Raw genomic sequence first — 13,604 nt, forward strand, 5'->3', positions numbered from 1 at the left:
CAAAACCTGCATTGCACACGATTAACCATGAGCTAGGCATGGCGGTTTCCCACGTCAACCGGCAGCGCGGGCGCGGTCCCGTCACCGCAAATGCCGCATTTGCTTCGTCGCATTTTCCATCTAACCTGACGGACAAGGTTGAGATCGGGGCGCCCGGGATGGCCAATTTCGGCTGGACACGCGTCAACAAGCCTGTACAAGCGGAGGATGCCGCCAGCGACCTGCGCGGCCTGACCGATCCATCGGCGTTTCTCGCCGCGCTCGACAAGGTGGTGCCGCGCTATCTCGATCTTTCCGACAACGGCGTGCTGGTCTATCCGGCCTGCAAGCGCAAGCCCGGCGACCTGCTCGGCGACAGCAGGGCGATCTGGGAGCACACCCGGCTCGAAGCGATGCGTTACGTACCGATGGTGCCGCGGCAGGACAACTCGCTACTGATCGATCCGGCCCGTCAACCCGAGATGATCGACGCGTTCCTGCGCCAGCGCGCGCACGACAAGACCGTCGTCGATTTCACCGGCACCACGATCGAGGACTACGGGATTGCGATCTACGCGGCACTGAACTGGCTGAACCATTGCGGCACCATCGTGGGGGCCGATCCGCAAAAATTTTCCGGCACGCTGCGCAGCTTCCGCAAGGTCATGGTCGTTGCCCGGCAGTGGTGGGCGCTCGACGGCGCGGCGGAACGTTGCCGGCAGATGCTGGAGGCGCCTGAGCGGCCGCCGCTGGTGTTCTTCCTGCTGTGGGCCGAATGCACCAATCTTGCCCGCGAGATCGCGATCGCGGCGGCAGGTAGCGCAGCAACGGAAGACAGCATCGCGCGGATGCGCGCGGCCGACGATCCGGAAGAGCTGACGTAGCGCGCGGAACGGACGCGCTGGCCGCAGGCTAAGGTGAGCGCTCCTAAATCCTGTCCGCGTTCGAGACTTAAAAAAGCGGACTCGCGGTCCGACCATAGGAATGTCGCCTTCCCTAAGCAGACATCGATGCATGGTCGTTCGGCACGAAACCGCGTACGTTCGGCGGCAGGAAGGGGGGGAGCCATGATAAGTCCTTCAAAGTCCGATACCGGCGCCGGGAAAGCACTCTCACGACGCCCAGTCCTGACTGGACTGGCGGCAACTTGCGTTGTGGCATCGGCGAATTGGAGTTGGGCTGCCGAAATCGGTGGTGATCCGTCCTTTTCCGCTGATGGCCCGGACGCCGAACTTTACGGGGCGACCGAGAACTACCCGGTCAAGGACCGGTGGCGGATCTACCAGCCCGGCAATCCGGCGCCAAAATATCGCGTCGGCGCATTCAGTCATTACGACGAGATATTCCCGACGCGTCAAGTCGATCGCGCGGCCACGGCCTGGCCCTTCAAGCGAACGCCTGCGGATGTCAGCTACCAGTACAAGGGGAATCGCACTTCGCTTGTGGATTATCTGGCGCGCAATCCGGTGACGGGCCTGTTGATCGCCAAAGACGATCGGATTCTGGTCGAGCACTATCAGTACGGCCGCACCGATCGAGACCGCCTGATATCGCAGTCGATGGCAAAATCCATCACCGGCATGCTGATAGGGATCGCGACCGCGGAAGGCGCGATCAAGTCGATCGACGATGCTGCCGAGACCTATGTTCCCGGCTTGAAAGGCACGGAATACGGTGCAACGCCGATCCGCGCGCTGCTGCACATGTCGTCCGGCGTGAAGTTCGGTGAAGAGAACGACGAAGCGAAAGGCAGCGGAGACGACCTCGATCGCCTGTGGGACGACATGGTGCGCAAGCACTGGACCCAAAAAGGCACCGTTGCCAGCATTGCACAATTCAATCAACGGATCGCGCCGCCGGGGACGCGATTCCATTACTCCAGCATCGAGACGGATGTGCTTGGTCTCGTGCTGCGTTACGCAACCGGTCAATCAATGTGCGGCTATCTCCAGGAAAAAGTCTGGCAGCCGATTGGCACTGAAGCTGACGCCAAATGGCTGATTGATGCGGAAGGCTATGAGGTAGCGCACGGGTTCTTCAACGCGGTATTGCGCGACTACGCGCGGCTCGCCCGTCTGCTGGCCCACGACGGAGCGTGGGAGAGCAAACAGATCATACCTACACAGTGGATGATTGATGCGACCACGGTGCGCGCCTCCGAGCCGTATCTGGCAAAGGCCGAAGGAGGGTTCGGGTACGGCTATCAGGTCTACCTGTTCCCCGGCAGCAGACGACAATTCGCGCTCCTGGGGCACCTCGGGCAGCGCATCCTCGTTGATCCGCCCTCCAAGCTGGTCATGGTGCAGACCGCCGTCGATGAAAAGTCCCCCGAAATCTGGCGTCTGTGGTCTGCCGTGGTCGCGCAGTTCGGGTGACTTGCAGTTCGGCGGCGTGCGATGTGGCCGGCAGGCTGCGGGCTAACAAGCGCCCATGACTCTGCCATTGTCTCGTTGATGTCCGGTTGTGGCCCTTTGCGGACATTCACCCAGGCGTCGGTGACGTCTGCTTTGGAGGAAAACTCGGACATCGCTATTCCCGCACGCGCGCACGAGATTTGTGAGCACTCGCCCTAGGCAACGGAGTCCGCGTCGGACACCAGCAGCTCCTTGGACTTGCGCGCGATCAGGCGCGCCAGTTCGTTCTGCTTGTAGGTCTCGACGAACTTGATGGCGAAGCCGTTCGGCAGATGCCGGACCACGCGTCCGACGCAGGCGCCGATCGCAAGCGGCATGCCGACCGGCGGCTGTACCTCGGAGGATACCGCCGCGCCCGACAGCGACATGTCGATGATGAAGCAGCTCTGCATGGTGCCATCCGCCAAGGTCAGCATGGCGTGCGGGGCGGCCGGAACGAAACGCGGATTGTTGCGCGCCTCGCGGACGCTCGGATCCTTCTGCTTCTTCTCGATCCAGGTCAGCTTGTCGGCGAACTTCTCCCGCATCGCATGCGTCATCTCGAGCTCGAGCAGGAAGCTGCCGCTCATCGTGTCGGTGATGCAGCCCTCGAACTTGCCGAACTCCTCGAAGTAAGAGGTCAGCCGGTCGCCGATCTTGCCGACCACGGGCACGTCCACGATCATGCGGAACGGCGAGACGCGCGTGGTGCGGCAGGCGAAGGTGCGCAATTTGCCCTGCGCATCGTACCAGTTCGGCAGCGTATAGCTGCCGTTGACCGTGATTCGAACACCGCGTTGCTTGAGAAACTTTTCGACGGACACGACTGGACCTCGCCCGAGGCGATCTGAGTGCACGGAGGTCGGGGTTGACCGGCGTCCCTGCCGGTCCGGAGGTGGGACATCCGCTACCGACGCGATGGCAGCGGGAAGGCTGTGGCACGCGCCCCCGCGCGCCGCGGGGTGATCCCTGCGCGCAGGTGCGTATATTCGTACCGTCGAAAAGCTAGGAAAACGTTAAGCCGGCACGCAACGCGGGTGGCGCACTCTATGGCGCAACCCTTTCTCGACAGTTTATTTTGCGAACCGTACAACTACCGGAAGAATTGCCGCACGCCGGTGCAATCGCGCCGTGCCCTAAACCGCCTGCTCCGGCGCGGGACCGGGTGCTAGCCTTGACTGAAATCGGACCGGATCCTCCATGCCAAACACCTCAGATCGATCGCTTGCCGACGGCAAGATCCTGCAAAGCGTGGTCGACGGCGTCGGCGTCATCACCTTCAACAATCCGGACAAGCGCAATGCGATGTCGCTGGAGATGTGGGAGGGGCTCGGCGAGGCGCTGATCGCCTTGCGCGATGATCCGGCCGTCCGCGTCGTGATCCTGGTCGGCGCCGGCGACAAGGCGTTCGTATCGGGCGCCGATATCAGTCAGTTCGAGAAGACCAGGCACAATGCCGCGGCTTCCGAGGACTATTCACGGCGCAGCGCCGCCCAGCGCGCCTTGCTCGCCGACTATCCGAAGCCGACGATCGCCTGCATCCGCGGCTTCTGCCTCGGCGGCGGCATGCAGGTCGCGATGCTGACCGATATCCGCATCTCCGGCTCAAGCGGCCAGTTCGGCATTCCCGCCGCCAAGCTCGGCATCGCCTACGGCTATGACGGGCTGCGCCATCTGGTGTCGCTGGTCGGGCCGTCCTGGGCGCGGCTGATCATGTATACCGGCATGCGGATCGACTCCGCGGAAGCGCTGCGGATCGGCCTCGTCGACCGCGTGCTGCCTGATGCCGAGCTGTGGGATGCGACCATGGAGATCGCGCGGACCATTTCCGGCAACGCCCCGCTGGCGATCAAGGCCGCCAAGATCACCATCGCGCAGGTGCTGAAGGATCCCGCCGACCGCGACATGGCCGCGATCAGGCAGATCGGCATCGACTGCATGGACAGTGCCGACTTCCGCGAAGGCCGCAACGCCTTCATGGAAAAGCGCAAGCCGAAGTTCGAGGGCCGGTAACGGTGCCCTCTTCCGCTCGTCCTTCCGGGGCTCGCGAAGCGAGAGCCCGGAATCCATTCCACCACAATTGATGCAGCGCGATGGATTTCGGGCTCGTGCTTCGCACGCCCCGGAATGACGAAGGGAGACGATGCTCAACCTGATCGAACGCCGGCAACCGGCTACCGGCGGCTCCTTTGCATGGGGTTGTTCCTCGATATTTTGGCAGCGCCCTACTTCTTGTCGGTGACCGGCACCGTGTAGTTGAGGATCAACCGGCCGCCGTCCGGATAGATGGTTTGTCCCGTGATGTACGAGGCATCATCGCTGGCGAGGAAGGCCACGACGGAGGCGACCTCGCTCGGCTCGCCGCAGCGGCCGGCAGGCGTCCGCGACAGCACGCTGCGCCGCGCGTCCTCCGACGAGAAGATCGCCGTTGCCACCATCTCGGTCAGGATCGTGCCGGGCCCGACCGCCACGACGCGGATGCCGTGCGGCGCCAGCGCCACCGCGGCGACCGACGTGAGCTGCTTCATCGCGCCCTTGGACATCGCATAGGTCGCGAGCGAGGGGATCGCGAGCAGCGCGTTGACCGAGGACATGTTGACCACGACGCCGCCACCGCCCTGCGCGATCATCTGGCGCGCCGCGGCCTGGACGCCGAAGAACGCGCCCTTGAGGTTGATCCCCATCACATCGTCGAACTCGGCCTCGCTGATGTCGAGGAAGTCGCGGTTGCGCGCGACGCCGGCATTGTTGACCATGACGTCGAGCCGGCCGAACTCCTTCACCGCGTGGGCGACGATGCGATCGACATCGGCGCGCTTGCTGACATCGGCCTCGACGGCCCGCAGCCGGTCCTCATGTCCGAGTTCCTGGGCGGCGTGGACCAGCCCGGCAGCATCGACATCGGAGATGACGACCCTGGCACCATCGGACAGGAAACGCGCCGCGCAGGCCTTGCCGATGCCGCGCGATGCACCGGTGATGGCGACGACCTTGCCGGAATTTTTCATGGGCGTGTCTCCAGGATTTCGGTTTGCGCGTTCGGTCAGAGCCGCGCGACGCGAGATGCGGTCCGAGCAATAGCCTATTCCGCAGCGTCAGGGAACGCGACGGATTCACCGTGACAAGCGGCGACCAGGGCCGTCATATCACGATTGCATTCGGCAACAATTGCCTGCTTGCGCCACGCCAAACCGGGTGTCAAAAACGACTCCGCCGTCTTCGTCAAGCGGCTGCACGAGCGAAACAGGCAGCCGTCTTGCACGCCTGCTCCCGACCGACATCGCCTGCTACGGTCGGTCCAGGATCGGCTCAAACAGCCGCTTCGATACCCATCTTACTCCGGGAGACCACCATGTCGATCACCGACCGCCGATCGTTGCTGCAGGCTGCGGCCACCATCCCCTTCGTCGCATCGGCGGCAACCGCGGCAGTCGCGCAGACGCCGGCCGCGCCGACCAAGTCCGAGCCCAAGCCCGCGCAGGACGTGACGCGCAAGCTCGCGCATTATCTCGTCGCGGCAAAGTACGACGACTTGCCGGCCAATGTCCGCAAGGAAGGCGTCCGCACGCTGCTGAACTGGGTCGGCGTCGCGATCGGCGGCTCGCATCATCAGACCGTCGACATCGCGGTCTCCGCACTGGCGCCGTTCTCGGGCCCGGCGCAGGCCTCGCTGTTCGGGCGGCGCGAGCGTTTCGACATCATGAACGCCGCCTTTCTCAACGGCGTGTCGAGCCACATCTTCGACTACGACGACACTCATTTGAAGACCATCATCCATCCGGCCGGGCCGGTGGCGTCGGCCATCCTCGCGCTGTCGGAGATGCAGCATGTGTCGGGCAAGGACTTCCTCAACGCGCTGGTGCTGGGGGTCGAGACCGAATGCCGGATTGGCAACGCCGTCTATCCCAACCATTACGACGTCGGCTGGCACATCACCGGCACCGCGGGCGTGTTCGGCTCGGCGGCTGCGGTCGGCAAGCTGCTGAACCTCAACGAGCAGCAGATGGTGTGGGCGCTCGGCCTTGCCGCGTCGCAGCCGGTGGGCCTGCGCGAATCCTTCGGCTCGATGAACAAGAGCTTCAATCCGGGCCGCGCCGCATCGAACGGCATCTTCGCCGCGATGCTGGCCGAGAAGAATTTCACCTCCTCAGACAGCATGATCGAAGCCAAGCGCGGCTGGGCCAACACCATCAGCACCAAGCAGGACTACAACGAGATCCTCGGCGATCTCGGCAAGCGCTATGAAGCCGCGCTCAACACCTACAAGCCGTTTGCTTGCGGCATCGTGATGCATCCGGCGATCGACGCCGCGATCCAGCTGCGCAACGAGAGCAAACTGACGGCCGACCAGATCGAGCGCATCGATCTCAAGGTACATCCGCTGGTGCTCGAATTGACCGGCAAGAAGACGCCGCGCGAAGGTCTCGAAGGCAAGTTCAGCATCTATCACGCGGTTGCCGTCGCGCTGGTCGAGGGCGCCGGCGGCGAGAAGCAGTTCAGCGACCGCGCGGTGACCGATCCGACCGTCGTCGCGCTGCGGTCGAAGGTGATGCCGGTGATCACGCCGGGCATCGATCCGGCGCAGGTCGACATGACCATCGTGCTCAAGGACGGGCGCACGCTGCACCGCTATATCGAACATGCCATCGGCAGCGTCGAGGTTCCGATGACCGACAAGCAGCTCGAGACCAAATTCGCCGACCTCGCCGATGGCATCATTCCGGCGGCAGCGGCCCGACGCGTCATGGACGCGTGCTGGAATGTCGAGAACCTGCCCGACGCGGCCGAGATCGCCAGGCTGTCGGTCTCGACCTGAAGTCCCGCGCAATGCCGTCCGGCGATCACGCCGTTGCCTTGCGTGATCCCGGATTGACGCGCGAGAGAATCCGGTCAGCTTCGGTGCGCCAGTCGGCACTGCGGGCGAAGTCCGGCGTTCCCTTGATGCCGAACACGCCGTCGTCGGCGAGGTCGGCGACCCAGGCTTGCCGCTCGGCGGTGCCAGATGCCGACCACGGCGTGAGTTGGGCCTCGCGCACGGTCTCCGCCACCTCGCGGACCTCCTCGGCGCGGCGGCGGCCGTGCTCGATCACCCGCTGGAAGAAATAGGCGCCCTGCTTCTCCCAGTCGATGCCCGGAAAGGTCTCCTTGAGCGAGGCGAGCACCGCATCCTCGACGCCATAGGCACGCGCGGTGGTGAAGCACTCGATCACCATCGCCTCCAGCCCCTTGATCATGATGCTGCGACACATCTTCACGGCCGAGGACACGCCGAGCTCGTCACTGGCGACCTTCGCCGCGAAGCCGAGCGCGATCAGCAGCGGCGCGAGCTCCCGCGCACCCTGGCCGCCGAGCAGCAGCGGCACCTTGATCCGGTACGGCGGCAGCGAGGTCATCACCGCGCCCTCGACATAGCGGCCACCGGCGCCATCGATCTGGGCCGCCGCGCGCTGCTTGGCACCGGGCGAGGCCGAGTTGAAATCGACAAACCAGGCGCCCTTCCGAATCGCCGGCGCGCAGGCCTCCGCCACCGGCACCGCCTGGCTCGCCGTCACCGCCGAGATGATGAAATCGGCCCGCGCCGCGAGATCGGCATGGGATTGCGCAAGCGCGACGCCGATCTCCGCCGCATCAGCGCGCAGCGGCGCGCCTTGCCCGCGGTCGAGCTTGATGTCGTAGGCAGAGACCTTGACGCCTTGCCGGCGCAGGTCTTCGGCCAGGATGCGGCCGACCTCGCCATAGCCGAGCATGCCGATCTGCCATTGCCTCGGATCGCCGGAGATTGTCATCAGTTCAAGTCCCGTGTTGTGTCGTCGAACAGCTCGTCGACCGCGACGCGCCGGGGGATCAGTGCCTGCTGGGCGCAATAGTCGATCATCAATGCGAGCGGCTTGCGGTTCGCCTCGACGCCGAACGGCACCATGTCCGGGGCACCGGGCAGACCGGCCTCGGCCTTGGCGCGCTTGAAGAGATCGTAGAGGCTGCGCACCACATCGGGCCGCGAGGTCGCAAGCCGCCCGGTCACCACGACCAGATGATTGACCGGCACGACGCCATGCCGTGCATACCACCGCGCCGCCGCTGCGGCCGGATCGGCGAACAATGGCTTGAGCGCCGGGTCGCTCGAGGTCTCGCCCAGCACGGCGTCGAGTTCGCCGTCCTTCAACATCTGGAGGATGGCTTTGCCCTGCGGCGCGCGTTCGGTGCTGTCGACATATTCGGCGACGTGCGGGTCCTCGAACGTGACCCAGTTGATGCGGTCGAGATTGACGCCATGGTCGTTGGCGAGGATGCCGCGCATCCATGCGCCGGTCGTGGTCGTGAACGAGCGGATGCCGACCCGCTTGCCTTCGAGATCGGCAGGCGTGAGCGCGCCGCGGTCGGCGCGGCAAAGTGCATGGCCGTGCTGGAAGCGGCCGACCATCGCCGCCGGCAGCAGCACCAGCGGCTTGCCGTGGGCGCGCGCCATCAGATAGGTCACGATCGCCATCTCGCAGACGTCGAACGCCTGCTCGCGCACCATCGGCTTGAATGCGGCATTGGTCGGCGTGAACTCGATGAAATCGAGGTCGAACAGCTCCGAGCGCAGCTCACCATTCTTCACCGCCTGGATGTGCGGGTGATTGCCGAGCACGGTACGCAGCCGAAGTTTCTCCATGAAGACGAACTCCGCAGGGTCAGGTCAGCGCTCGTCCTGGATTCGCGCTGGCGGCCTTGCGCGGCGCGGGCGCGGCTTGATCGAGCGGCGCGGCCTGCAGTGCGGCGACGGTGGCGCGCACCAGCTGCTCGATGGCATGGCCGGCATCGGTGCCGTCGGCGCTGCCGCGCGACAGCCGCGAGACGCGCTCCGGCGTCACCAGCGTGTAATAGAGCGCGCCGAGCAGGAAGTGGCCACGCCAGACCAGGTCGGTGCGCGGAATATGCGGCAGACTGTCATGGATCGCGTCGATGAATTCATGGCTGGTGTCGTCGAAGGTCTGCGCGATGATCTTGCGCACCACCTCGTTGCCTTCGGCCGACATGATGGCGCGCAGCCGCGTGAACCGCGTGCCGCCGCCGGCGAGATCGCTGCCCGAGGTGAAGGCCGGCAGCACATAGGCGCGTACGATCGCCTCGAGCCGGTCCTGCACATCGCGCACCCGCCGCGCCGCCGCCAGCAGCTCGGAGCGCCGCCGGTTCATCGGGCCGCAATGCCGCCGATAGATTTCCAGCAGCAGGCCGTCCTTGGTCTTGAAGTGATAGGTGACGCTGCCGGGATTGGCGCCGGCCGCCTGCGCGATGTCGCGCACCGAGACGGCGTTGAAGCCGTAGGTCGAGAACAGCTCCTCCGCCGCGGCGAGGATCGCCTCGCGCATGTTCGGCTTGCGGGTGCTGGCGGCGGCCTTCACGTCGGCCTTCTTATCGGGTTTGGCAGGCTTGCGGACCATATTTGTACTATCGTCCAAATCATCAGGTCACGTCAACAAGGTGGCCCGCACCCGCTTCCGTCAGGACAGTTTGACGTCAGGCTCGGCACGCCCGCGCGCCGCGGCCTCGAGCAAGAAGGTTTGGCCGTGTCCCGGATCGGACGCGCGCTGCGCCTCGTCCATATCCTGCCAGGCCGAGGTCACCAGCAGGCGTGAAAAATCGCGGCCGACAAAGCAAGGGCAGCTCGACTGCTTCGCCGGCACTTTCAGCGAACGCAAATGGCGGCCGCTCGGATCGTAGATATCGACGCAGCCGCCGCCCCAGCGTGCGTTCCAGATCAGCCCGTCGGCATCGACGACCGCGCCGTCGAGCCCGCCGACACCGCGATGCCTGATCAATTCGGTTGGCTCGCCCGTCGGCAGCCCGGTTGACGGATCGAGCGGCACGCGGTGCAGCACGTTGGTCGCGGTGTCGGCGAAATAGCCGATATCGCCCGCGGGCGAGAAGCAGATCGCATTCGGGATCGTGATCCCGGGATAAAGCCGCGTGATGCGGCCGCGATGCAGCGCGTAGATCGCGCCGGCACCCGGCTCGGCCTGACGCCCCATGGTGCCGAGCCAGAACGTGCCGGACGGATGCACGCGGGCATCGTTGGAGCGCGTCAGCGGATTGTCGGCCTCCAGCGCGGCGAACAGTTCGAGGCGGCCATCGGCGACCTGCCGGACATAAAGCCCATCTTCGGTCAGCATCAGCTGTCGTTCGCCGTCGATCCGCGCCAATGCGCTCGCCATGTTCGGCAGCGCGTGAATGACGGTGACGCCGTCGGCAAAACGATGCTCGAACAGGCGCCGCTCGCGGATGTCAAACCACCACGCCGTGTCGGTTGACGCATCATAGGTCGGGCCTTCACCGAGATGACAGCGCTCGGCCGACAGCACGGATGTAGGCACGTCTTCGATCAACGGTTCGGCGGCACGATCGGTCATGGCGTCACTCACACGGTTGCAAAGCGATAGACGATGCTGCGCCGATAGATTTGCCCGGAATCGAGCCGCGCCGACGGAAAGTCGGGCCGGTTCGGCGTGTCCGGCCAGGCATGCGGTTCGAGACACAGCGCATCGGATTGCCGGTACAGCCGGTCACCCTTGCCGGCGGTCGAGCCGTCGAGGAAGTTGCCGGAATAGAACTGCAATCCCGGCTGATCGGTGAACAGCTCCATCACACGGCCGCTGCGCGGCGCCTCGAGGCGCGCGGCCAGCCGCAGGCCGGTGCCTGACGCCAGGCAGAAATTGTGGTCATAGCCGCGCCCGAGCCGCAGCTGCTCGTCATTCATCCTGATCCGGGCGCCGATTGCCGTGGCCTTACGGAAATCGAACGGCGTGCCGTCGACCGAGCGCGGCGGCTCCGGTAGCGGGATCGCGGTGGCATCGACCGCGAGGAAATGGTCTGAGGGGATGGTCAGCCGATGATCGAGGATCTGCGCGCCCGAGCGCGCGCCCTCGAGATTGAAGAAGCTGTGATTGGTGAGGTTGACGCAAGTCGGCCGGTCGGTCGTCGCCTCGTAGGTGACCGAAAGCTCCATCGGAGCGCGCACGCGATAGGTCACCCGCGTCGACAGGTTGCCCGGATAGCCCTCCTCGCCATCCGGGCTCTCGCGCTCCAGCACCAATGTCGGGCCCGGTTCATCGGAGAGCTCGACGATCCGCCAGAGCTTGCGATCAAAGCCCTGCGCCCCGCCATGCAGCGCGTTGGGGCCGTTGTTGGCCTCGAGGTTCACCGCCTCCCCATCGAGCACGAAGCGGCCGCCGGCGATCCGGTTGGCATAGCGCCCGATGGTCGCGCCGAAGAATTTGCGCTGCGCGAGATAGCCGTCGAATTCGTCGTGGCCGAGCACGATGTCGTCGCAACGCCCGTCGCGATCGGGCATAAGCAGCGCTTGCAGCGTGGCGCCGAAGGTGAGGATGGCGGCCTCGAAGCCGTGTTCGCCGCGCAGCGTCACGCGCTCGACCAACGTGCCGTCGTGCAGTTTGCCGAAGGGCGCGCGCGCAATGTTGGCTGATGTCATGTTCAGTCCTCGAACGCCTCGACGAAGCGCCGTCGCCCCAGCATGAAGCTATCGGCGACCAGCTGCAAGGGCGCGAGATCGACGTCGGATTTTCCGTCCGACGTCAGCGCGACGAAACGGCGGTACAGCGCGGGATATTCCTCACCCGTGGCATCGACCACCAGCCGGTCGCCGTCGCGCAGCTGCCGTCCGCCTTTCGACAACGTCACCGGCCCGGCCTCGGTCTCGCACACGATATCCCAGCTCGGCACGCCGGTCTGGCGGAAATCGAACTGGGCGTGGATCGGCAAACCGTTCTGATCGGAGAGTTCAAGTTCCGCTGCAATCGGCGCCTCCCGATTGGCGGGAAAATCCAGCACCGCGCTCCTGACAAAGACCTGATGCGGCACGATCTCGGTCAGGATCGACAGCGCGTTGATGCCGGGATCGAACACGCCGAAGCCGCCCGCTTCGAAGATCCAGGCCTGGCCGGGGTGCCAGACGCGGACATCTTCCTTCCAGACCACGCTCACCTTGCTGATCGCGCGGCCGGCGAGCAATTGCCGCGCCGGCCCGACCGCGGGCGCGTAGCGCGAATGCCATGTCGCAAACAACGTCCTGTTCGCTTCATGCGCAGCCGCGATCAATGGCGCGAGTTCGCCGACCGTCGCGCCCGGCGGCTTCTCCAGCAGCACATGCTTGCCCGCGGCAAGCGCGGTAGTGGCCTGCGCATGACGCACCTGTGGCGGCGTGCACAGCGCGACCGCATCGATCTCGGGCCCGTCGCGCAACAACTCCTGCAGATCGCGGAAATGCGGCAGGCCCGGCGGGGTCTTGACCGGATCGACCACCGCGACCAATGCGGCACCTGATGTCTTCGCGATCGCAGGCAGGTGCTGACGGCCGGCGATCTCGCCGAAACCCACGATGGCAATGCGAAGCAGGTCACTCATGGCCGTCCTCGCATTGCTGCCCACCTGTTCGGCCGACACTGCCAGGCAAGAATCACAAGCCAGCGCCGAATATCAACTGCATGATCTGACTTTGGTTGCAAGCGCGCAAGCCCGGCGCTTCGCTCAAGCACCGGCAATGCTCTCAAACCGGCTGCGATGTCGTGCTATGCTCGACACACCAAACTTTGATTCAAAGACGCAGGACGCAAATCCCGGCCATGGCGAGCGGCAAGGCAGAGACGGAGGACACGGCAACCGGGCGGCGCGGCCGGCCGCGCTCCGCCGCCACCACGGCCGCGATCCTGCAAAGCGCCTATACGCTGATGGCGACCACCGGCCTTGCCGCCACTACCATCGACGCGATCGCCAAACACTCCAACGTCTCGAAGATGACGATCTACAAATGGTGGCCGTCGCGCGAAGCCTTGCTGATCGATGCCTTCCTCGACCAGGCCTCGCGCGCCGTGCCGCTGCCTGCAACGGGTAACCCGGTGGCCCGGATCCGCCGCCATGTCGCAAGCTATGTCGAGGCATTGCAGGGCGAGTTCGGACGGGTGCAGCTTGCGGTGATCTCGGAATGCATTTCCAAGACCGGCACCGCAGAATTGTTTTACGGGCGCTATCTCGCCCTGCGCCGCAGCAAGATGCTCGAGATCATTAGCGCCGGCCAGAACGACGGCAGCATCGGCGCACCTGGCGTGCCCGGCGACATCTTTGACGCGATCTATGGCAGCCTCTTCTATCGCTATGTCTTCGGCATCAAGCCGCTCTCGTCGGCTTATGCCCGCAACCTCGTCAACCTGGTGCTGCGTCCGCGCACGGACGCTTGAA

General features: G+C 65.1%; 13 protein-coding genes. 5 read left to right on the forward strand and 8 right to left on the reverse strand.

Translation table 11 applies throughout. From position 1 onward, the window contains the following. Window positions 1-38: 38 nt before the first annotated feature. Together ACVINW_RS01950 and ACVINW_RS01955 are read left to right on the forward strand one after the other, a co-directional pair. A complete protein-coding gene (locus ACVINW_RS01950) occupies window positions 39-863 on the forward strand; it encodes a hypothetical protein (protein WP_456749741.1) in 825 nt (274 codons plus the stop codon). Window positions 864-1,133: 270 nt separating this feature from the next. Continuing rightward, window positions 1,134-2,354 carry a serine hydrolase domain-containing protein gene (locus ACVINW_RS01955; RefSeq protein WP_456749742.1) on the forward strand — a complete coding sequence of 407 codons (1,221 nt, stop codon included), beginning with the start codon at window positions 1,134-1,136 and terminating at the stop codon, window positions 2,352-2,354. Between the two features lie 194 nt (window positions 2,355-2,548). Here ACVINW_RS01955 and ACVINW_RS01960 read toward each other — a convergent pair whose 3' ends face one another. Then, a complete protein-coding gene (locus ACVINW_RS01960) occupies window positions 2,549-3,196 on the reverse strand; it encodes a PilZ domain-containing protein (RefSeq protein ID WP_456749743.1) in 648 nt (215 codons plus the stop codon). A gap of 376 nt (window positions 3,197-3,572) precedes the next feature. Here ACVINW_RS01960 and ACVINW_RS01965 point away from each other — a divergent pair, with 376 nt between their 5' ends. Then, window positions 3,573-4,385, forward strand: a complete 813-nt coding sequence (locus ACVINW_RS01965; protein WP_456749744.1) for an enoyl-CoA hydratase — start codon at window positions 3,573-3,575, stop codon at window positions 4,383-4,385. 212 nt (window positions 4,386-4,597) lie between these two features. On the opposite strand, the gene ACVINW_RS01970 is transcribed toward ACVINW_RS01965, so the two are convergent. Next, window positions 4,598-5,380: an SDR family NAD(P)-dependent oxidoreductase gene (locus tag ACVINW_RS01970; protein ID WP_456749745.1), complete on the reverse strand. Its 783-nt coding sequence runs from the start codon at window positions 5,378-5,380 to the stop codon at window positions 4,598-4,600. A 344-nt stretch (window positions 5,381-5,724) separates the two neighbouring features. Here ACVINW_RS01970 and ACVINW_RS01975 point away from each other — a divergent pair, with 344 nt between their 5' ends. Continuing rightward, complete coding sequence (locus ACVINW_RS01975) at window positions 5,725-7,188, forward strand: MmgE/PrpD family protein (RefSeq protein WP_456749746.1); 1,464 nt, start codon at window positions 5,725-5,727, stop codon at window positions 7,186-7,188. A 25-nt stretch (window positions 7,189-7,213) separates the two neighbouring features. On the opposite strand, the gene ACVINW_RS01980 is transcribed toward ACVINW_RS01975, so the two are convergent. Genes ACVINW_RS01980 through ACVINW_RS02005 form a run of 6 tightly spaced genes read right to left on the reverse strand, consistent with a single transcriptional unit; the run spans window position 7,214 to window position 12,773 of the window. Next, complete coding sequence (locus ACVINW_RS01980) at window positions 7,214-8,152, reverse strand: DUF1932 domain-containing protein (RefSeq protein ID WP_456756273.1); 939 nt, start codon at window positions 8,150-8,152, stop codon at window positions 7,214-7,216. 5 nt (window positions 8,153-8,157) lie between these two features. Further along, entirely contained in the window at window positions 8,158-9,027 is an 870-nt protein-coding gene (locus ACVINW_RS01985; RefSeq protein WP_456749747.1) for an ABC transporter substrate-binding protein, read from the reverse strand. A gap of 19 nt (window positions 9,028-9,046) precedes the next feature. Beyond that, window positions 9,047-9,796, reverse strand: a complete 750-nt coding sequence (locus ACVINW_RS01990; RefSeq protein ID WP_456749748.1) for a TetR/AcrR family transcriptional regulator — start codon at window positions 9,794-9,796, stop codon at window positions 9,047-9,049. A 60-nt stretch (window positions 9,797-9,856) separates the two neighbouring features. Continuing rightward, a complete protein-coding gene (locus ACVINW_RS01995; protein ID WP_456756274.1) occupies window positions 9,857-10,735 on the reverse strand; it encodes an SMP-30/gluconolactonase/LRE family protein in 879 nt (292 codons plus the stop codon). 35 nt (window positions 10,736-10,770) lie between these two features. After that, window positions 10,771-11,841 (reverse strand): aldose epimerase family protein, encoded by a 1,071-nt coding sequence (locus tag ACVINW_RS02000; RefSeq protein ID WP_456749749.1) that lies wholly within the window; start codon window positions 11,839-11,841, stop codon window positions 10,771-10,773. 2 nt (window positions 11,842-11,843) lie between these two features. Beyond that, a complete protein-coding gene (locus ACVINW_RS02005; protein WP_456749750.1) occupies window positions 11,844-12,773 on the reverse strand; it encodes a Gfo/Idh/MocA family protein in 930 nt (309 codons plus the stop codon). A 218-nt stretch (window positions 12,774-12,991) separates the two neighbouring features. Between ACVINW_RS02005 and ACVINW_RS02010 the strand changes: the two genes are divergently transcribed. Beyond that, the gene (locus ACVINW_RS02010) at window positions 12,992-13,603 is read left to right on the forward strand and encodes a TetR/AcrR family transcriptional regulator (RefSeq protein WP_456749751.1); all 612 of its coding nucleotides are present in this window, start codon (window positions 12,992-12,994) and stop codon (window positions 13,601-13,603) included. Window position 13,604: the final 1 nt, after the last annotated feature.

Source organism: Bradyrhizobium sp. USDA 4461, from assembly GCF_054055655.1.

Bases quoted from the DNA above. Each gene is read 5' to 3' on its own strand.
- ACVINW_RS01950 (WP_456749741.1), top strand. From the start codon at position 39: ATGGCGGTTTCCCACGTCAACCGGCAGCGCGGGCGCGGTCCCGTCACC.
- ACVINW_RS01975 (WP_456749746.1), top strand. From the start codon at position 5,725: ATGTCGATCACCGACCGCCGATCGTTGCTGCAGGCTGCGGCCACCATC.
- ACVINW_RS01990 (WP_456749748.1), bottom strand. From the start codon at position 9,796: ATGGTCCGCAAGCCTGCCAAACCCGATAAGAAGGCCGACGTGAAGGCC.
- ACVINW_RS02010 (WP_456749751.1), top strand. From the start codon at position 12,992: ATGGCGAGCGGCAAGGCAGAGACGGAGGACACGGCAACCGGGCGGCGC.
- ACVINW_RS01965 (WP_456749744.1), top strand. From the start codon at position 3,573: ATGCCAAACACCTCAGATCGATCGCTTGCCGACGGCAAGATCCTGCAA.
- ACVINW_RS02000 (WP_456749749.1), bottom strand. From the start codon at position 11,841: ATGACATCAGCCAACATTGCGCGCGCGCCCTTCGGCAAACTGCACGAC.
- ACVINW_RS02005 (WP_456749750.1), bottom strand. From the start codon at position 12,773: ATGAGTGACCTGCTTCGCATTGCCATCGTGGGTTTCGGCGAGATCGCC.
- ACVINW_RS01970 (WP_456749745.1), bottom strand. From the start codon at position 5,380: ATGAAAAATTCCGGCAAGGTCGTCGCCATCACCGGTGCATCGCGCGGC.
- ACVINW_RS01985 (WP_456749747.1), bottom strand. From the start codon at position 9,027: ATGGAGAAACTTCGGCTGCGTACCGTGCTCGGCAATCACCCGCACATC.